General features: G+C 70.5%; 13 protein-coding genes. 9 read left to right on the forward strand and 4 right to left on the reverse strand.

Features of this window, described 5'->3' with window-relative positions; translation table 11 throughout:
• Positions 1–11: 11 nt before the first annotated feature.
• Complete coding sequence (locus AB0K17_RS16045) at positions 12–1310, reverse strand: multidrug effflux MFS transporter (protein ID WP_365965494.1); 1299 nt, start codon at positions 1308–1310, stop codon at positions 12–14.
• Between the two features lie 115 nt (positions 1311–1425).
• On the opposite strand from AB0K17_RS16045, the gene AB0K17_RS16050 reads away from it, so the two are divergent.
• The 6 genes from AB0K17_RS16050 to AB0K17_RS16075 all read left to right on the forward strand — a co-directional run bounded on the left by AB0K17_RS16050 (position 1426) and on the right by AB0K17_RS16075 (position 9870).
• Positions 1426–2298, forward strand: a complete 873-nt coding sequence (locus AB0K17_RS16050) for a PhzF family phenazine biosynthesis isomerase (RefSeq protein WP_365965564.1) — start codon at positions 1426–1428, stop codon at positions 2296–2298.
• 162 nt (positions 2299–2460) lie between these two features.
• On the forward strand, positions 2461–3009 hold the full coding sequence (locus tag AB0K17_RS16055; RefSeq protein ID WP_365983280.1) for a hypothetical protein: 549 nt from the start codon (positions 2461–2463) through the stop codon (positions 3007–3009).
• 124 nt (positions 3010–3133) lie between these two features.
• Positions 3134–3505 (forward strand): hypothetical protein, encoded by a 372-nt coding sequence (locus AB0K17_RS16060; RefSeq protein ID WP_365965492.1) that lies wholly within the window; start codon positions 3134–3136, stop codon positions 3503–3505.
• A gap of 114 nt (positions 3506–3619) precedes the next feature.
• Complete coding sequence (locus AB0K17_RS16065) at positions 3620–5659, forward strand: FG-GAP-like repeat-containing protein (RefSeq protein ID WP_365965491.1); 2040 nt, start codon at positions 3620–3622, stop codon at positions 5657–5659.
• 120 nt (positions 5660–5779) lie between these two features.
• Entirely contained in the window at positions 5780–7909 is a 2130-nt protein-coding gene (locus AB0K17_RS16070; protein ID WP_365965490.1) for an FG-GAP-like repeat-containing protein, read from the forward strand.
• A gap of 152 nt (positions 7910–8061) precedes the next feature.
• Complete coding sequence (locus AB0K17_RS16075) at positions 8062–9870, forward strand: FG-GAP-like repeat-containing protein (protein WP_365965489.1); 1809 nt, start codon at positions 8062–8064, stop codon at positions 9868–9870.
• A gap of 59 nt (positions 9871–9929) precedes the next feature.
• Here the strand turns inward: AB0K17_RS16075 and AB0K17_RS16080 are convergent, their stop codons facing one another.
• Both AB0K17_RS16080 and AB0K17_RS16085 read right to left on the reverse strand, forming a co-directional pair.
• On the reverse strand, positions 9930–10400 hold the full coding sequence (locus AB0K17_RS16080; protein ID WP_365965488.1) for a hypothetical protein: 471 nt from the start codon (positions 10398–10400) through the stop codon (positions 9930–9932).
• Between the two features lie 119 nt (positions 10401–10519).
• On the reverse strand, positions 10520–14011 hold the full coding sequence (locus AB0K17_RS16085; protein WP_365983281.1) for an ALF repeat-containing protein: 3492 nt from the start codon (positions 14009–14011) through the stop codon (positions 10520–10522).
• Positions 14012–14415: 404 nt separating this feature from the next.
• On the opposite strand from AB0K17_RS16085, the gene AB0K17_RS16090 reads away from it, so the two are divergent.
• The 3 genes from AB0K17_RS16090 (at position 14416) to AB0K17_RS16100 (ending at position 18164) form a co-directional block, all read left to right on the forward strand.
• A complete protein-coding gene (locus AB0K17_RS16090) occupies positions 14416–14901 on the forward strand; it encodes a hypothetical protein (RefSeq protein ID WP_365965486.1) in 486 nt (161 codons plus the stop codon).
• A 28-nt stretch (positions 14902–14929) separates the two neighbouring features.
• Positions 14930–16543: a trypsin-like serine protease gene (locus tag AB0K17_RS16095; protein WP_365965485.1), complete on the forward strand. Its 1614-nt coding sequence runs from the start codon at positions 14930–14932 to the stop codon at positions 16541–16543.
• A gap of 91 nt (positions 16544–16634) precedes the next feature.
• Positions 16635–18164, forward strand: coding sequence for a trypsin-like serine protease (locus tag AB0K17_RS16100; RefSeq protein ID WP_365965484.1), 1530 nt, complete (start codon positions 16635–16637; stop codon positions 18162–18164).
• Between the two features lie 85 nt (positions 18165–18249).
• Here the strand turns inward: AB0K17_RS16100 and AB0K17_RS16105 are convergent, their stop codons facing one another.
• Positions 18250–20346 carry a PIG-L family deacetylase gene (locus AB0K17_RS16105; RefSeq protein WP_365965483.1) on the reverse strand — a complete coding sequence of 699 codons (2097 nt, stop codon included), beginning with the start codon at positions 20344–20346 and terminating at the stop codon, positions 18250–18252.
• Positions 20347–20349 lie beyond the last annotated feature (3 nt).

A 20349-nucleotide genomic window follows, 5' to 3' on the forward strand; every position in this document is an offset into this window, starting at 1 on the left:
ATGCGCGTTTTCTATGCGCGTTCGGTTGCGGAAGGCTCCGGGGCGACGGTCCGCTCGGCGGGGGCCGTCCCGGCAGCGCCCGTCCCCTGCCACGGCCGGCACAGCCCCGCGAAGCACGCCAGGGCGGCGAGGGCGCAGCCGAGCTGGACGGCGGCCATCGGCACGGCCGTGTGCTCGCCGGCGATGCCGACGAGCGGGGAGGCGACGGCGCCGAGGAGGAAGGTGGAGGTGCCCAGCAGCGCCGAGGCGGAGCCGGCGGCGTCGCGGGAGCGCATGAGGGCCTGGGCGTTGGTGTTGGGCATGGCCAGGCCCATGGCCGACATCAGCACGAACAGGCCGGCCGCGACCGGGACGAGCCCGGCGTCGCCGAGCAGGCCCGAGGTCATGACGAGCAGGGCCGCGGCCGCCACCGTGATGATCACCAGGCCGGTGGCCAGGACCTTGTCCATGGAGACCCGGCCGACGAGCACCTTGCCGTTGAGCTGGCCGACGGCGACCAGGCCGATGGAGTTCACGCCGAAGAGCAGGCTGAAGGTCTGCGGGGAGGCACCGTAGATGTCCTGGACGACGAAGGGCGAGGCGGAGATGTACGCGAAGAGCGCGGCGAACGCGAAGCCGCCGGCGAGCATGTAGCCGGTGAAGACGCGGTCGGCGAGCAGGCCGCCCATGGCGCGGAGAGCGGGCTTCAGGCCGCCCGGCTGACGGCGTTCGGCGGGCAGGGTCTCGCCCAGCCGCCGCCACACGAGCAGGGTCAGGACGACCCCGATGGCGGCGAGGACGACGAAGACGCCGCGCCAGTCGGTCACCCGCAGGATCTGGCCGCCGATGAGCGGGGCGACCACCGGGGCCACGCCGGAGATCAGCATGAGGGTGGAGAAGAAGCGGGCCATGGCCACGCCGTCGTACAGGTCGCGGACGATCGCCCGGGCGATGACGATGCCCGCGGCTCCGGCGAGCCCCTGCAGGAGCCTGAAGGCGACGAGCATGCCGGCGTTCGGGGCGACGGCGCACACGGCGGTGGCCAGGACGTACACCACCATTCCGGCGAGCAGCGGCCGGCGGCGTCCCCACTTGTCGCTCATCGGCCCGACGGCCAGCTGGCCGAGGGCCATGCCCATGAGGCAGGCGGTCAGGGTCAGCTGGACGGTGGCCGCGGGGCTGTGCAGGGCATCGGTGACCTGGGGCAGCGCCGGGAGGTACATGTCCATCGACAGCGGGGGGACGGCGGTCAGGCCGCCAAGGATGAGCGTGACGAGGAGTCCGGTACGGCGGGTGGCGGCTGGGGCTGGTGCGGTACCGGAGCTTGTCATGTCCCCCATGGTGTCATGAGCGCGATGGGCCGGTGCCCCTTACGGGGAAAGTGTGAGCGAGACGGCATGCGACGGGAGGGAATAGCGTGACGCGAGAGGCGGGTTGAGCATGATCATGACGAACACCGAGATCGCGAACGTGCTCCGCTACACGGCCTTCTCCTCCGACCCGAACGGCGGCAACCCCGCGGGCGTGGTCCTGGACGCCTCCGCCCTGGACGACACGGCGCGGCTGGCGATCGCGGCCGACCTCGGCTACAGCGAGACGGCCTTCCTGACGGCACCGCCGGAGGGCCTGGGCGAGCCGGACCGCGCGTTCACGCTGCGCTTCTTCAGCCCGCTGGCCGAGGTCTCCTTCTGCGGCCACGCGACCGTGGCGACGGCCGTGGCCCTGGCGGAGCACCGGGGCCCGGGCGCGTACGTGTTCGCGACGCCGGCGGGAACGGTGCCGGTGGAGGTGGGCCGGGACGGGGACGGCCGGCTGCGCGCCACGCTGACGAGCGTGGAACCGCACGTCGAGGAGGTGGCGCAGGAGGTCGTGACCGAGGCGCTGGCGGCCCTGGACTGGCCGGCGACGGACCTGGACCCGGCGTACGCACCGCGCATCGCGTACGCGGGCGCCCGCCACCTCGTCCTGGCGGCGGCCTCGCGGGAGCGACTGGCGGACCTCTCCTACGACTTCGACCGCCTGGCGGCGCTGATGCGCGCCCACGACCTGACGACGGTCCAGCTGTTCTGGCGCGAGAGCGAGTCCGTCTTCCACGTCCGCGACCCCTTCCCGGTGGGCGGCGTGGTCGAGGACCCGGCCACGGGCGCCGCGGCGGCCGCCCTGGGCGCGTACCTGCGGGAGCTGTCTTTTGTCGGCCCGTCCGCCCGCCTCACCCTGCACCAGGGAGCGGACATGGGCCGCCCGGGCCTGCTGGAGGTCGAACTGCGCGAGGGCGACCCGCGGGTGCGCGTGACGGGCACGGCGGCACGGATCGCGTAAGGGAGCGGGCGGGGGCGCGTCCTGTCGTACGCGCCCCCAACTGCCGCCGGCGACAGCCAGAATGGTTGATTCCGGGTCTAGCATCCTCCCAAGTACGGGGCAGCACACCGGGGGGACAGCACGATGCCGCAGGACGGAGACCCGCACCCACCGCACCCGCCCATGCCACCGCACCCACCGGACAACCGCTTCTGGTCGAGGGTGTGGACGTACTGGGTGACGGCAGGCCTGGCGATCGTCCTGGCGGCGGCGATCCCGGCCATCATGCAGGCCGGCCCCTTCGCCCCGAACCACCCCCCGCCCCCGAGCCCGAGCCCCACCCCGGTCCTGAGTACGACGACGACCATCCCCCCGACGCCACCCTCGCCCACCCCCACCCCGGTGCGCGTCTCGGCGCGGATCACCAGCATCGTCCCGATGGGCGCGGTGACCCCGACGGTGACGAAGGTGCAGCTCATCATGACCTGGACGGGCCTGAAGGGCCGCTCGGGCTACGTGAAGTGGTACACGTACAACGACGCCACGAAGATCCGCACGAGCGACGACAGCACGATCAGCACCCCGGCCCTGAACTGGGACAGCACGGACTGGAAGCCCACCTTCATCGTCCCGACACCGCCGGTCCACTGGCAGTTGCAGGTAACGGCCTACGCTCCCGACGGCACCCAACTGACGACGGCGCACTCGACGTTCACGTTCGCCGGGTCGTAGTCCGTGGTCCGTAGCCCGTAGTCCGTAGTCCGTCCGTAAATCTGTCCGAACCTGCACTCAACCCTGCCCTCTGGAAGCACGTGTTCCCCAGTGAAGCCCCCTCGGCTACAGGGAGGAGCACGCCATGAACCGCACCTGCCGCCTCGCCCTCACGGGCACCCTGACCGCCGCCCTCCTGGCCGGCACCGCCGTCACGGCGACGGCCGCCACCACCCCCGCGCCCGCGCCCACGCTCACCGCGCAGGCCAGTGCGACCACGGTCGCGGCCTGGCAGGAGTTCCGCATCACCGGCAAGGCCACCGGCCTCAAGCCGGGCACCGCCGTCACCCTGCAGCAGAAGCAGGGCGAGAAGTGGGTGTCCCTGCCGGCGACCGTGCCGTTGAACAAGGCCGCGGCGTACTCGCTGCGGGCGAAGCTCGGTATCAAGGGCAAGAACGCCCTGCGCATGACGGGTGGCGGGGTGATGTCGCCCGAATTCGCCGTCACGGTGCGGTGATACCTCGCCCCGAATCAGCGACAGGGGGCGCCGGCGCGTGGACGCCGGCGCCCCCTGTCGTCGTTCCTTGTCGTCGTTCCTTGTCGAAGTCGAAGTTCGAAGGAGACAGTACGCATGGCACGTCCGCTCTCCCGCTGGAGACCCGGGGCCACGGCCCTGACGCTCGTCCTCGCCGCCTTCTCTCCGGCACTGACCACTGTTCCCGCCGATGCCGCCGCCCCCGCCTGGACCAGGACGTGGGGTACGGCCATGACCATCGCCGCCCCCGCCGAGTGGCCGGCGCCGCCCGGCAAGCAGAAGTCCGACCGGCGGGGCTCCCAGGTGCGGGGGCAGCAGACGCTGCGGATGGTGGTGCACACCAGTACCGCCGGCTCCGCCACCCGCATCCACCTCGTCAACACCTTCAGCACGACGCCCGTGACCATCGGGCACGCCACCGTCGCCAACAGGGACGAGGGCGGTTCCGCCACAGGCTCGCCCGTCACCCTCACCTTCGGCGGCAAGCAGAGCACCGTGCTCCCGCCCGGCGGCAGTATCGACAGTGACCCGGCCGCCTTTTCCGTCAAGGCGGACGAGGATCTCCTGGTCAGCCTCCACCTCCCCGACCCGGTGGCGATGGCGCCCTTCCACCCGTACACGCTGACCAGCTCGTACACGACTGCGCCCGGCGACGCGGCGGACCACAGCGCCGAGGCCGGGAACGAGAATTTCGGGACGGCCTTCCCCTATTGGGCCTTTCTCAGCGGCGTCGACGTCATGTCGGTCAACAGTGGCGGCACCACCGTTCTCCTCGGCGATTCACAGACCGACGGCGGGCACACCACGGACAACGCCAACCGCCGCTGGGGCGATGACTACGCGCGCGCCCTGCAGGCGCGGGAGCGGCCCATGGGCGTCGTCAATGCCGGCATATCCGGCGGCTTCCTGCTCACCGACCACCCCGACTACGGGCAGAGCGCCATCGGCCGCTTCGACCGGGACGTGCTGGAGCAGCCCAACGTCAAGTCCGTGATCCTCTACCAGGGCATCAACGACATCGTCTACGGCAATGCCTCAGCCCCCGACATCGTCGGCGGCATCCGCCGGCTCGCCTCCCGTGCGCGCAGTGCGGGCATCACCTTCACTGCGGCCACCATTCCGCCCTTCCGAGGGTACGGGCGGTACGACGCCCGTATGGAACAGGTCCGCCAGGACGTCAACGAGTACATCCGCCGTACCGGCGAGATCGACGCGTACGTCGATTTCGACCGGGCCTCCCGGGATCCGCTCGACCCGAGCAGGCTCTTCGCGGCCTACTACAACCGCGGCGACGACCGGCTCCACTTCGGTGACAACGGCAGCCAGGCGCTGTCCGATTCCGTCGCCCCGCCGCCCGTACCCCGGCATGCCACCGCCCGCTACGACCAGACGACCGTCGCGGACTTCACCGGCGACGGTATTCCCGATGCCATAGCCCGTGGGAAGAACGAGGGGAACGCGCCCCTGTACTTCTGGTCCGGCAATTCCGACGTCGACGACAGGAGCAAGGGCGACGGTACCTTCGGCCAGGTCAGGAAACAGACCGACGGCTGGAACTTCACCCAGACCGCTGCCGCCGACTTCACCGGGGACGGAAAGGCGGACATCATCGCCAAGGGCGATGACAACGTCCTCTACCTGTGGGCGGGCGGCGGCAACGGCGACTTCAGCCGCAAGAGGAAGCTGCTGGGCGACTTCGCGTACACCGAAGTCGTGGCCGCCGACTTCACCGGGGACGGCCACGCCGACCTCGTCGCGCGCGACGCCGGCGGCGATCTGCACCTGTGGACGGGTGACGGAAAGGGCGGTTTCAGTCGGGAAGTCCGACTCACCGGTGGCTGGAACTTCACGCAGACCACGGCCGGAGATTTCACCGGGGACGGCAAATCTGATCTCATCGCCAAGGATCAGGCGAATGATCTGTATCTGTGGACCGGTGGGGGCAACGGTGACTTCAGCCGCAAACGGAAGCTGCTGAGCGACTGGAACTACTCTCAGACCTCAGCCGTCCCCTTCCGTACGGGCGGCATCGCCCACCTCATGGCGCGCAGCGACGCGACCGGTGTGCTCCACGAGTGGCTCGACCTTGGTGGGGCCTCCTTCAGCAGTCCGCTCCGCCTCGCGGACAGCTGGTAACAGGGTGCCCGGATGACGGGGGTTTCTGCGGATGGGTGATCATTCTGTGAGGCATTGAGATCAGCCACCTGGCAGCACCGGTCATCCGGACACCTTCAGCCACGAGGAGACACAGCACCGATGGCACGCCACGGCAGCGCGCGCCGCAGATCCCGCCGGCGACGGCCGCGCCGGGGATTCCCCCTGGCCGTCGTCGCCTGCGTCGTGGCGCTCGCTGCGCTGGTGTGGCCGGTCATGACCCTGCTCGGCGGCACCGAGTCGGAAGCCGTCGGGCGGGCCTGGACGGTCATGCCCACGTGGACGCGGACGTGGGGCACGGCCATGGCCACGGCCGGCCCCGCCGCACAGTCCAAGGTCACCGGCCGGCAGACGCTGCGCATGGTCGTCCACACCAGCATCGCCGGCGCCTCCGCCCGCATCCACCTCGTCAACACCTTCGGCACCGAACCGGTGACCATCGGGCGCGCCACCATCGCCCGCCAGTCCATCGGGGCCACTGCGGACGCGCCACCGCTCCCCCTCACGTTCGGCGGCGCGCCGGGCACCGTCCTGGCGCCCGGCGGGAGCGTCTACAGCGACCCGGCCGCGTTCCCGGTCAAGGCGGACGAGAACCTCCTGGTCAGCCTCCACCTGCCCGACCGCGTCAACAGCGCCCCGTTCCACGACTACACGCGGGCGACGTCCTTCGCCTCCGCGCCGGGCGACGCAGCCGACCGTACGGCGGAATCCGCGGGCAACCGCTTCCCCACGTCCTTCACGCACTGGGCCTTCCTCAGTGGCGTCGACGTCATGGCGCGCAGCGGCGGTACGGTCGTCCTCCTAGGCGACTCGCAGACCGACGGCGGACACACGACGACCGACGCCAACCGCCGCTGGCCCAACGCGTACGGGCGGGTGCTGCAGGCCCGGGAAAAGCCGATGGGCGTCGTGAACGCCGGCATATCCGGCAACCGGATACTCGGCGACGGCGACCCGGCCGAGTGGGGGGAAAGCGCGCTGAAGCGCTTCGACCGCGACGTGCTGGCGCAGACCAACGTCAAGTCGGTCATTTTCTACGAGGGCATCAACGACATCGTCTTCGGCAAGGCGACGGCCTCGGACCTCGCAGCCGCCATCGGACAACTCGCCGCGCGGGCGCACGCCGCGAAACTCACCTTCACCGTGGCGACCATCCCGCCGTTCAAGGGATTCAAGGAATACACCCCGGCAATGGACCGCGAACGGCAGGCCCTGAACGACCGCATCCGCACCATGCGCGACATCGACGGCTACGTCGACTTCGACGCCGCCATGCGGGACCCCCTGAACCCCGCACGAATCTTCGCCGCCTACTACAACCGCGGCGACGACCGCCTGCACTTCGCCGACAACGGCAACCAGGCCCTTGCGGACGCGGTGGCCCCCGCCCGCTCCCCCGTACCGACGGGACCGGCCCCCACCGCAAGCCCGAGCCCGACGGCGGCCCCGACGGCCACTGCGCCCCCTCCCCCTGGCCCCCAAGGCACGACGGAAATCGTGGCCGCCGACTTCACCGGCGACGGCATCCCCGACCTCGTCACCCGCGAGGCGAACGGCGAACTCCGGCTGCGCGCCGGCAACAAGGACGTCGACGACAGCACGCGCGGTGACGGCACCTTCGGCAGCCCGAAGCGAATCATGCAGAACTGGGACTTCACGGAGGCGGTGGCCGCCGATTTCACGGGCGACGGCAAGGCCGACCTCCTCGCCAAGGACGCCGCCGGAAACCTTCAGATGTGGGCCGGCAAGGGCAACGGCACCTTCGCCACGCCCCGGAAGGTGGCGGGCGGCTGGACGTCCACGCAGACCGTGGCGGCGGACTTCACGGGCGACGGCGTCCCGGACCTGGTCGCGCGCGAGGGCAACGGCGACTTGAAGCTGTGGCCTGGCAGCAAGAACCTCGCCTTCGGCAGCCCCCGCCTCGTCCAAAAAACATGGAACTTCACGGAGACGGTCGCGGCCGACTTCACAGGTGACGGCAAGGCCGACCTCCTCGCCAAGGACGCCGGCGGCAAGCTCCACCTCTGGACGGGCAGGGGCGACGGCACCTTCGCCGCACCCCGGAACCTCACCGGAGGCTGGACGTACGCGGACGTCACCGCCTTCCCCCTCCGCAAGGGCGGCATCGCCCACCTCCTCGGCCGGAACCCCGCAACCGGCGCCCTCCACGAGTGGCTCAACACGGGCAACGCCACCTTCAGCCGCCCCCTGCGCCTCGCGGACGGCTGGTGAGGCTGGCACGAGCAGCCGCGGTGCTGCTCCTCACGTGCGGAACGCTGACGGTTCAGCCGATGGCGGTGGCGGCACAGCCCGCGCCGGAGCCGACCTGGACGAGGTCCTGGGGCACGGCGCTGACCACCGCGGCCCCTCCCGAGGAATCCGGGGTGACCGGACGTCAGACGCTGCGCATGGTCGTCCACACGACCATCGGCGGCAGCACCGCACGCATACAGCTGAGCAACACCTTCAGCCAGGACCCGGTGACCATCGGCCACGCCACTCTGGCCCACCGCTCCGGTGGCGCGTCCACCGCCGGCCGGCCCGTGGCCCTGACGTTCGGGGGCAGCCGGCAGCTCGTGCTGCAGCCCGGGCAGAGCGCCTACAGCGACCCGGTGGCCTTCCCGGTGAAGGCCGACGAGGACCTCCTGGTGAGCGTCCACCTGCCGGATCCGGTGCGGACGGCGCCGTACCACCCGGACGCCTGGACGACGTCGTACAGGTCGGACGCAGCGGACCGCACGGACGACGTGGGCAGCGCGAACTACCCCGACACGTGGAACCACTGGGCCTTCCTGAGCGGCCTGGACGTGACGGCGGACGGCAACCCGGGCACGGTCGTCGCCATCGGCGACTCGCAGACCGACGTCGCGGCCACGACACCGAACACCAACCGCCGCTGGACCGACGCCTACGCGCGCGCCCTGCGCGCCCAGGGCCGACCGATGGGCATCTCGAACGCCGGCATCTCCGCCAACCGCATCCTCGGCCCGGGCGCCCGCGCCGCATACGGAGTGAGTGCGCTCGACCGCTTCGACCGCGACGTGCTGGCCCAGCCGAACGTGAAGTCCGTCGTCCTCTACGAGGGCATCAACGACATCGTCAACGACGCAAAGGCCACCGATCTGATCGCCGGCATCCGGCAACTGGCGGAACGCGCGCACGCCGCACGGCTGCCCATCACGGTCGCCACGATCCCCGCGTTCAAGGGCTTCCACCGCTACAGCCCGGAGCGGGAGGCGGTGCGCCAAGAGGTCAACACCTACATCCGCACGACGCGGGACGTGGACTCGGTCGTGGACTTCGACAGGGCGACGCAGGATCCACTGGACCCGACCCGGCTCTTCACGGCCTACCGCACCGACGCGGACAAACTCCACTTCACCGACAACGGCACCCAGGCCCTGGCGGACACCCTCTCCGGCCCGGTACCGCCGACCCCGTTCAGCGCGAACTACTCCCAGACAACGGCAGCCGACTTCACGGGTGACGGAATTGCCGACTTCGTCGCCCGAGACACCAACGCCGACCTCTACCTGTGGAAGGGCGACGGCGACGGCACCTTCACCCGCCCCGGCAAGGACAAGCCCCTCACGGGCGGCTGGAACTTCACGGAAACGGAAGCGGGCGACTTCACGGGCGACGGCAAACCGGACCTGATCGCCAAGGGCCCCGACGGCCACCTCTACCTCTGGCCCGGCCGAGGAAACGGCACCTTCGAGGCCCGCCGCGTCATCCACACCGACTGGACCTGCACGGAAACGACCGCCGGCGACTTCAACGGCGACGGCGTTGCCGACATCCTGGCCCGCGACGCAAAGGGCAACCTCTACCGCTGGACGGGCCGACGAGGCGGCACCCTCAGCGATGCGACGTTCATGTCGGGCGACTGGAACTACACCCAGACGACGGCGGGCGACGTCACGGGAGACGGCCGCCCGGACCTGCTGGCCAAGGACGCCGCCGACCACCTCTACCTCTGGAAGGGCGACGGCGACGGCACCTTCACCCGCCCCGACAAGGACAAACCCCTCACGGGCGGCTGGCACTACTCCGAAACCACGGCCGGCACCTTCTACGGCGGCGGCACGGCCCACCTCCTGGCCCGCGACGACGAGTCCGGCGTGCTGCGGGAGTGGGTGAACAGGGGCGGTGCTGATTTCAGCCGGCCGATGCGGCTGACTGACGGGTGGTAGCGGAGAACGAGGCGCGCCCCCGACCCTTGGGCCGGGGGCGCGCATACGGGCATGCAGATTCAGCTGCGCCGCTGAGGTGAAGCAATGGACGTCATGTAGACGGTTTGCTTGTCTCCCGTGGGATCGACCACGACCTTGAACCGTGCACCATTCGGCGTTTCGAAGAACGAGTAGCTGTCGTACGTCCGACCGGGGTCGAACCGCCACCCCATGTCCTTCGCAACGTCACCGGAAAAAGGAGGTCGAGTGGGCGAAAGCTCCACCCCGTCCATCGTGCCTTTTCCGTAGGGCCAATGGGAGGGCTTCGTCGGATCTTCCCCGTGGGAACGAAGATACCCGTCAACGCAATCCCTGGGAGCCCGAAAGCTGAGGCTGAGCTGCTCTTCAGAACGAACCGCGGAACCCGAGTACTTGGTACCGTCGACCTCGCACTGCGGCAACTGCAGCTGGAAGGCCTTCAGCACGTCCTCGAGGCTGTCGTCGCGCACCAGCGCACAGCTGGTCAACGCAAGGGCAGCAAGGGCTGACACGGCAGCGACGTACCGGTTCCGCCGGGCAAACCCCGGCCTCTTATGCCCTGACATGAGACAGGTCGACACGATCCGCCCTCCTTGACGTACGAATGGTTCTGGTCGAGCACTCTCTGCCTTTAGCGAACCTCCTGATCTATCTGCACGCGCTTGCCACCGTAGATGTCGTAGTTACGGGCAAGCTTGAACCGCGGGGCCTGAGCAAAGCCGTACAGCGGAAGGAAACCCGCCGCAAACTCGTTGCCATCGAAGTTGTAACGCTTGCTGACTTCGAGGCCGTATTCACCGGATACCTTTGCCTTGCCGTCCTTACCGACGGTCAATTGCAGGTTCCCGGAGGCCCGCCAGTTCAGGTGTCGGTAGGCGAGATAGTAATCCCTGTCAGCCCAGCTCGCGCCCCAACTGTGTCCCTGCCACAGGGTATCCAGCTTCACAGTACAAGTCGTTCCGGGTGCGCATTTCCCCAGCGCTTCCCTCTTGACGATTTCGTTGACGGCACCATCGACGTTGTCCCTGAACGACCCGTCCCTCACCAAGCGATCCATGTCGCCGGATCCGAGGCTGTACTCGCCACCGGCCTTCGACAGCCAGACACCATACAGACGGCAGGCCAGGGGTGTTGAGCCACTGCATGCGATGGCCGAACCACCGGCCACGCTGTCGATCATTGCACCGAACTTGCCGTTGACGAAGTCCCACAGGCTGGCCGAACCGTATTTGGGTTCCCCCTCTGAGTTGAGAGGCCGGTCCTTGCTCCCCCGACCATTGGCCGCGATGGCGTTCGCATCACCCTTGCTGCCGAGCGAGTCCCAAATGTCCGCGAGCACCTTCTCGACCGCGATCGTGCGTGCCTCGACGGCGGCAGTGTTTGCCGCCTCGGCATCCCGTCCGGCAGCGAGCGCCGAGGCCTGCGCCCGGCTCGCCGACGCGTACGCGTCGCTGGCGTACGCCGCCGCCTGGCCGGCCGAGTAGTTGGCCCACTGTGCGGACTGCTCGGCGGCCGCCGCGTCGGACTTGGCCGACTCCGCGGCGCTGCGTGCCTGCTTCGCGGAGTTCGCTGCGCTCTCCGCGGATGCGGTGGCCTGGTTGGCCGACTCCCGCGCCTGGTTGGCGTAGTCCGCGGCCTGCTTGGCGTAGGTGCTGGCCTTGTCGGCCCACTGCTTGGCCTCAGTAGCTGCGCCCGCCGCGTTGACCGCGTACTCCGTCGCCTTGGCGGCGTTCTGGCGGGCCGTGGCGGCGGAGCGGGCCGCGTCCGCGACGATCCTTCGCATGTCGGCCACGTGGACTGCCGTGTCGTAGTCCCACTTGGCGGCCTTGTACTGGCCGAAGGCCACGAATTCACGGGCCAGCTGCGGCGGGCCGGCGAGGGCGACGTCGGCCGCCGCCTTCATGTTGTCGCCGCCCTTTTCCCTGAGCTTCAGCGCCTCGGCGCGGTCGTCCTCCCACCGCGCCTTGAACTGGCCGGTCCGAAGGAATTCGTTGTAGGCCTGCGGGGTCTTGGCGTCGAGGGCCTTGCTGCCGGCGTCCTTCACGGAGCGACCGCCCGCGTCCATGATCTTCAGGATCTGGGCGCGCATGTCGTCGCTCTGCGGCGCGAACTGGCCGCTTCGGAGGAAGTTCTCGGCGTCCTTGCCGGAACCCTTGAGCGCGGTCGTCGCCGCCTGGCTCAGCGCGGGCTTGCCCGACTTGGCCAGGTAGGCCACGCGAGCGCGGTCGTCCTGCTCGACGGCGACCTGACGACCGGAGCGCACCCATTCGAGGACGTTCGCGTCCGTACCCGTGAGGGCAGCCGTCGCGGCCTCCTGGGTCCACGGGCCGCCGGCGTCCACCATGCGCAGCGCCGCCTTGCGGCCGATCGCAACGGCGTCGGAGGTGCTCGTGCCGGGCTTGACCGCGTCGGCGAGCAGCTTCTGCGTGTCCGCGTCCACGCGGGCGGCCTCGGCCTGCCCGTCGGTCGCCGCGGCCTGCTGGGCGTCGTACGCCTTGCGCATCTCCTCGGCCATCTGGACGGCCTTGACGCGCCTGGCCTCGAGCACCGTGGCCTCGGACTTGCGCGCCGTCTCCTCGACGGCGTTCGCCTTGCCGGCCGCGTCGGCGGCGTTGTCGGCCGCCCTCGTCGCCGCCTCGGCGTGGTTCTTCGCCTTCTGCGCGTCCTTGGCAGCCTTTCCGGCCTGAGCCGCCGCCTCGTCCGCGGCAGCTGCCGCGGCACGCGCGTGGTTGGCCGCGTCACGTGCGGCTCGGCGGGCTTCACTCGCCGCGGCTGCCGCTTGGGAGGCCAGGGACTCGGCGGCGCTCGCCGCACGGTCGGCCGCGTTCGCCGCCGCGCGGGCCCGGGAGGCGGCGGCGTTCGCGCGCTCCGCCTCGGCTGCTGCTTCCTCCGAGAGGCCACCGGCCTCCGCAGCGGCCTCCGCAGCGGCAGCGGCGTTGGCACCGGCGCTGGCCGCCGCTCGGGCAGCCGTGGTGGCTTCGTTCACTGCCGACAGGGCGTAGTCGAGTGCGTCGACGGCCTTCTCGGCGTTCGCGGCCGCACCGCGGGCTTCCTCGGCCGCCTGGCGGGCTGCCGCAGCCTGTCCGGCGTCACCGGCCGCGGCGTTCGCGGAGTTGTAGGCGCGCGCGGCGGCCTCTCCCGCCGCAGCCGCCAGGTAGGCGGCGTTCGACGCCGCATTCGCCGCGACACGGGCTGCCGAGTGGGCGGCACTCGCCGCGTCGATGGCGGTCTGTGCGGCGTCGGCGGCCGCGCTGGCGGCCTCGGCAGCATTGCTCGCCGCTGCGGCTGCCCGGTCTGCGGAGTGCTTGGCCGCCTTCATCTCTTCGGCGGCCTTCAGAGCGGCCTTCTTGGCCTCTGCTGCAGCGGCCACCGCACGGTCCGCCGCTTCCTTGGCGGCCTGCGTCTCCTGCTTGGCCTGCTTGCTCGCCGCTGCCGCGGCGTCGGCGAGCTGGCTGAGCGTCATCTTCTCTCGGTCACGCGCCTGAGCGAGGAAGACACCGTCGGTCAGGAATTCCCTGAGGTCCTGGGCGGATCCGTCGAGGGCGTCGTTGCCCGCCTTCTGCACCGCCGGACCGCCCGAGGAAATGATCTTCAGGGCGGCGGCCCGGTCGTCGTTGAACTGTGCCTTGCCCTGACCCTCGAACAGGAAGGTGCGCAACGCGTCGAGCGAGCCGTCGTCGAGGGCCTTCTGCCCCGCGCTCTTCATGCTCTTGCCGCCGGCGTCCATCAGCCTGAGGACGGTGAGCTTCAGGTCGTCCTTGTACGGCGCTTCCCATCCGGACTCCAGGAACTTCCTGAGCTCCTCGGGAGAACCGTCCAGGGCCTTCTGCGCCCCGTCGCGGACGCCCTTGCCGCTCGTTCCCAGCAGCCGGAGGGCCGTGAAGCGGTCATCCTCCAGCTGGACCGTCTTGCGCTTGTTGCCCAGGAAGTCCTTCACCTGTTCGTCCGTGCCGAGCAGGGCCTTCTCGGCTGCTGCGCGGGTGGCCCGGCCGCCCGTCTGCCAGAGCTCGAGGACCTGTGCCCGCTCGCTCGCGGCCTGAACGGCCGGATCGGCCAGCGCGGGTGCCGCCCCCAGGACAGATGCGCCCAGCACACCTGTCGCGAGCGCGAGGGCGGTGGTCATCACGCCCACAGAACGCGCTCGGGCCGCCCGAAGCGGCCATCTTCTCTTGTTGGTCATATCCCCTCAAAATTCTGCAGGTCCCTACGGACCTGTGCGTCCCGGCAGGTGCCGCAACGCGCAGCAGATCGTATAGCTGAACGGGACAAGCCGGAACTTCCCGAGGAGACTCGCTTCAGCGGGCACAGCAACCCTGACGGGCGTTCAACCCGCGTTCGGGGCAGACCGCCACAGGTGATATCAATAGTCCGCCGGTCCGACGGCGCGGAGGGGAGAACACGCGCCAGGCCGGGCCATGGAACCGGGGGAACCGACCACCCATCCCCGTGCCCTTTGCCGGACAGGCATGCGCGCGCCCATCGGCGTGCGCATCTTTCCCATCCCGTTATGACCAAGGGCAAGGAACCATGAAGCTGATTTCCCGGATGCTGGCCGCCGGCGTCGTCGCGAGCGCCGTCGCGGGGACCGCCGTACTGACCGGTGCTCCTGCGGCGAGCGCTGCGGGCACGGACACCACGCTGCCGTCCACCGTGGAGACCTTCGAGTACCCGCAGGCCGACAAGATCGAGAAGGAGCTCGGCATCAGGCTTCTGCGCGGCGACGGGCACATCGTGCTCGCCAAGTGCGGCAGCCGACCCGGTCTCATCGAGGTGAACGCGCGCGACAAGGACACCTTCTGCTTCCGGGTCACCGGCAAGAGCGGCTACCTCAGCCTCAACGTGCCCGCGGTGAACGGCATCAAGGGCAACGACTACCAGGTCCACGTCAACATGTCGACGAACGACGAGTCCAAGGGCTACGACATCGACAAGAACCGCTGGACCGGCGTCGGCGAGGCGAAGGACCCCCAGGGCCGCGACTTCAGCCTCCTCGAAATCTTCGCCACCAAGTAGTCCTTCTCCTCGACCAACAAGGAATCACATGTCTGGCAAGGGTCCGCGCACCGCGTGGATAGCAGGTGTTCTCGCGACCTCCGTCGCCGCCGGTGTCGCCATCGCCACCCCGGCCTTCGCCGTCGTCGGTGACGAGGCCAAGGAGGGGCAGTACGCCTTCACCGCGAAGATCGACATCGGTGGCGACGACAGGACCGGGCCGCTGCGCAGCTGCACCGGCGCCCTGGTGGAGAGCCAGTGGGTGCTCACCGCCGCCAGTTGCTTCGCCGACAGCCCCGCGCAGGGCTTCCGCATCCCCGGTGGCGCCCCGAAGGTGGCGACCAAGGTGACCGTCGGCCGCACCGATCTGACGCACGACAACGGCACCGTCGTCGAGGCCACCGAGCTCGTTCCCCGTGGCGACCGCGACCTGGTCATGGTCAAGCTCAAGGCCCCCGTGGCCGGCGTCAAGCCGGTCGAGCTCGCGAAGTACGAGCCGAAGCAGGGCGACGAGCTGCGCATCGCCGGTTACGGCCGTACCAAGGACGAGTGGGCGCCCGTCGCGCTGCACTCCGCCGCCTTCGGTGTCAGTGGCATCGACGGTGCCTCGCTCTCGCTGACCGGCAAGGCCGCCGACGCGACCACGTGCAAGGGCGACTCCGGCAGCCCCGCCTTCCGGGAGAAGGACGGCACCTTCGAGCTGGCCGCCGTCAACAACGCCTCCGGGCAGGGCGGCTGCTTCGGCATCGACGAGACCGAGACCCGCAAGGGTGTCGGCAGCACGCGCGTCGACGACGTGGCCGACTGGGTCCAGCAGACCTACTCCCGTACGCTGCTGTCCCGCTCCAGCTGGAAGAACGCCCGTCTGCTCGCCTCCGGTCACTTCACCGACGGTGGTGCGACGAACAGCAAGCGCCGCATGGACCTGTTCGTGGTGTGGGCCGACGGCTCGGCCTCCATCTTCCAGGGTGCCGACCACAGCGACCCGAAGACTCCCTTCTCCGCCGAGTACAAGGTCGCGAAAGCCGACAGCTACTGGAAGGGCGCCGAGACCATCACCGGCACCCGCGTGGCCGAGGACGGCAGCGACGGCATCACCGTCCGCTGGGCCAGCGGCAAGCTGTCGACGTACACCCACGTCGACCTCAAGGGCTTCCACGACGAGAAGACCCTCGCCGAGAACGGTTCCTGGTGGACGCACGCCAAGGCGATCACGGCCGGCCGTTTCACGGGTAACGCCCTGCGCGACGACCTGCTCGTCCTGTGGGAGAACGGCTCCACCTCGATGTACTCCGACACCGGCGTCAACGGCGTGGGCAAGGAGACGCAGCTCACCAAGGCCGACGCCGGCTGGAACAACGCGCAGCAGATCGCCGCGGGCGAGTTCGCCGGCAAGAAGACCGGTGACCTGATGGTCCAGTGGAACGACGGCCAGAACCAGGTCTTCCCCGGTGTCGACACCGCCGGCTACCACGGTCGCACCGAGGTCCGTCCCGTGAAGTCCGCCTGGAGCGGCATCGCTCAGATGACGGTGGGCAACTTCACCTCCGCCACCGGCGGCCCGAGCGACCTGCTCGTCCGCTGGAAGGACGGCAACCTCAGCTACTACCCGGGTGTGACCGGCACCGGTACCCCGAACGGTGAGGTCCAGCTCGTCGGCTGATCCACCTGCCGTACGCAGGGCCGCCCCTCCGCCAAGGGGCGGCCCGCCCCTTTTCCGCAGACTTCTGCAGAACCACAGGAGCTTTCCCTTCATGTTTGACAAGCGTTCGCGCGTCGCCTGGGTGGCCACCGCCGCCGGCCTCGTCGCCACCACGGTCGGGGCCGCCACCCCCGCCTTCGCCGTCGTCGGCGACGAGGCGAAGGACGGGCAGTACGCGTTCAGTGCGCGGATCGATCTCGGTGAGGGCAAGCGCAGTTGCAGTGGTGCGCTCGTCGACGAGCAGTGGGTGCTCACCGCCGCCAGCTGCTTCGCCGACGATCCCTCGCAGGGCTTTCGCATCACCGGTGGTGCCCCCAAGCTGAAGACCGTCGTCACCGTCGGTCGTACCGACCTCGGCCGCGACGGCGGCGCCACGGTCGAGGGGGTCGAGCTCGTCCCGCGCGGTGACCGCGATGTGGTCATGGTGCGTCTGGCCAAGGCCGTCACGGGCATCGCCCCGGCCGGCATCGCCGCCTACGAGCCCAAGGCGGGCGACGAGCTGCGCGTCACGGGCTACGGGCGCACCAAGGACGAGTGGGTCCCGGACCTGCTGCACACCGCCGTCTTCGGCGTCAGCGGCATCTCCGGCACCACCGTCGACCTCGCCGGCAAGTCGACGGGCGCCAGTGTGTGCAAGGGCGACACCGGCGGTCCCGCCTTCCGCGAGAAGGACGGGCGCGTCGAGATCGCCGCCGTCAACAGCGGTGCCTGGCAGGGCGGTTGCTTCGGCGTCGACGAGACCCGTACCGGCGCCGTCTCCGCCCGCGTGGACGACGTGAACGGCTGGATCCAGCAGCTGCGGCTGACCGGGAAGTCCGACCAGGTCACCAACGTCGTCACCACCGCCGACTTCAACGGCGACGGCCGCAGCGACGTCGCGGCCGTCATGAAGGACGGTTCGCTCCAGGCCTTCTACGCCGGCCCCGACGGCACGCTCGGCTACGGCCGTGCGCTGTGGAACGACAACACGTGGGACGGCAAGAAGAAGATCATCGGCGGTGACTTCAACGGCGACGGCAAGGCCGACATCCTGGCCGTCGACCCGGACGGCACCCTGCAGCTGTACGTCGGCACCGACAGCGGCAAGCTCGCGCCCCGGAAGAAGGCCTGGTCCGACACCTCCTGGGGCAGGATTCCGCTCGTCGCCCGCTACAAGGCGGACGGCTGGCAGCGCGACGGTCTCATCGCGCAGTGGGACGACGGCTCCCTGATGGCGTACTCCACCGCCGCCGACGGCACGCTCAGCGGCCAGCGGCGCGAGATGTGGCGCGACAAGACCTGGACCAAGAAGCAGATCGCCACCGGTGACTTCAACGGCGACGGCCGTGACGACATCGCCGCGGTGTCGACGTCGGGCGGCCTCGCCCTGTACGCCGGCAACGACAAGGGCACGTTCGACAACGGCCGTGACATGTGGCGCGACGCGACGTGGGACACCATGCAGGTCGTCCTCGGCGGTGACTTCAACGGCGACCGCAACGGCGACCTCTTCGCCCGCTGGGGCCGTGGCAGCCTGCGCTGGTACGCCGGTGACGGCAAGGGTGCCCTCGCCGACGCCCGCGTGTTCTGGCCCGGTTCCTGACCGGCCCGCAGAAGCAGAAATCCGGCCCCTCACCTCGCATCGAGGTGAGGGGCCGGACCCGTTCGCATCAACAGCGCAGCGCGCCCTACTTCACGCCCGCCGCGTGCAGTTTGCCGTCCGTGCCGAGCCAGGCCACCGTGTGCTTCTTGCCCTTGGCCGTGCCCAGGGCGGCCGTGCCGACGACCAGGCCGGGCTGGGTGGTCCAGCGGGGGGTCTTGCCGGTGCGCCACAGGGCGAGGCTGGTGGAGCCGTTGTCGTTGCGGGCGGCGATGAGGGTGTGCTCGCCCGCGGGCAGGAGGGTGGCGGGGCCGAAGCCGCGGGCGGCCAGGCCCAGTTGGAGGCGTTCCCACTCGGTGGCGCCGGCGGGGAGCCGGTAGGCGAGCAGGGTTGCGGTCTTCGGTTCGCGGATGACCAGCAGGAGGGAGCCGTCGGGGCGGGCCAGTGCGGCCGGCGGGTCGGCGGGCAGGGGGAGCTTGGTGGGCAGGTGCTCGAAGGTGCCGCCCGGCTGCCGCTGGACCCAGTGGTGGACGGTCTCGTGGCCGGAGCCGAAGACGTGGATGCGGCCCTTGGTGTCGGTGACGGCGGCCAGGCCCTCCTGGACCTCGGCGCCGCCGTCGAGCTGGGTCCAGGGGGTCCAGGTGCCGTCGGGCTGCTGGTGGCGGGTGGCGACGCCCTTGGCCCAGTTGCGGGCGAAGAGCTGGGCCGAGCCGTCGGCGTTGCGGGCGACGACGGGGCCGCCGACGCGGCGGCCGCGCGCGGCCCGGTCCTCGGGGTTGCCGAGGGAGGTCCAGGGGCCGAAGTCGCCGTTCTTGCGGTCCTGTTCGGCGACGACGAGCTCGCGGCTGTTGTCGTCGGGGCCGGAGCCGAGGCCGGAGATGCGCTCGGCGAAGACCTGCCAGCGCCCGTCACGGGTGAGGGTCGCCGTCAGGCCGGGCAGCAGGGGGCCGCCGCCGAGGAGCTTGGGGCCCTGCCACTTGCCGCTGCCGGCGGAGCTCTCGTGCCACAGAGCGGCCTGCTGGTCGAGGACGCCGAAGGCGGTGAGGCGGCCGTCGGCGTCGGGCAGCACCCAGGTGGCGTTGCCCGGGTAGCGGTAGCTGGTGCGCTGGGCCCAGCCGGTGCCGTACGCGCGGTTCTGGCCGACGTCGTAGTCGCCGCAGCCGGCGGGGAAGTCGCAGGAGCCGGGGGCGCCGCCGTAGGCGTTGAGCACGGCGATCTTGCGGCGGACGGCGGCGTCGGGCAGATTCTGCGGCCACCGCTCGTTGTAGTAGCCGCGGTAGGCGGTGACGGTGTAGTGCGCGCCCTTGCCCGGTCCGCGGTAGCGCTGGAGGGCGGCGTACGTGAAGAGGGCGGCCGCGGTGTGGTCGGGGTGGTCGGAGTAGCCGGCCTGGTCGTGGTGCAGGCGGTTGCGGCCGTCGTGGACCTGCATGTCCGGGTCCAGGTCCATGGTGCGCACCAGGGTGGGCCGGAAGTGGTCGAGGACGGCGGCGAGGACGTCGATGACGCCGGCGCGGTCGATCGGGTGGGACTCCTGGACGGTGGAGCCGGCGGCGACGCGGGTCTTGCTGACGGCCTTGGGGTCGGCCCACAGGGCCGGCAGGCGTACGTCCTTGCCGCCGCCGGGCTTGTCGTCCGCGGTGTGCTGGGCGATGCCGAGGAAGACCAGGACGACGCCGGGGTGGCTGACGAGGGTGTCGGTCTCGGCCTGCAGGCCCCCGGGCAGGGGCAGCACGCCGCGCTTCCACTCGGCGTGCGGGTCGCCGGCGGCCATGAGGGCGTACGCCTGCCGCAGGCCCTGCTGGCGGGCGCCGGCGTAGCCGGCGAAGTCCGGCTTGAGCCGTTCCTTGCGGCCGGGCACCTTGTTGCGGCCGTCGGCCTCACCGCTGGTGACGTAGACGCTGACGACCTTGTCGTTGGCGTCGATGGACTGCCGTACGTCGGGGTTCATGAAGTACAGGTCGTCGTCCGGGTGGGCGACGATCTGCATGCTGGTGGCACCCGAGGCGCCGTCGTCGCCGACGGGCACCTGGGCCCGGGGCGTGACGGTGACGGGCTTGGGCTGCTCCTGCGTCTTCGAGGTGCAGCCCGCTGCGGCGAGGGCGAGCATCGCGGCGAGCACCGTCCGTCTGCGGGGGGCGAAACGGGAGGCGAGGCGGGTGGCGGACCCGCGGCTGGGATCTGTCATGCC

It is taken from the genome of Streptomyces sp. NPDC049585 (assembly GCF_040675615.1).
Classification (GTDB): Bacteria; Actinomycetota; Actinomycetes; order Streptomycetales; family Streptomycetaceae; genus Streptomyces; species Streptomyces luteosporeus.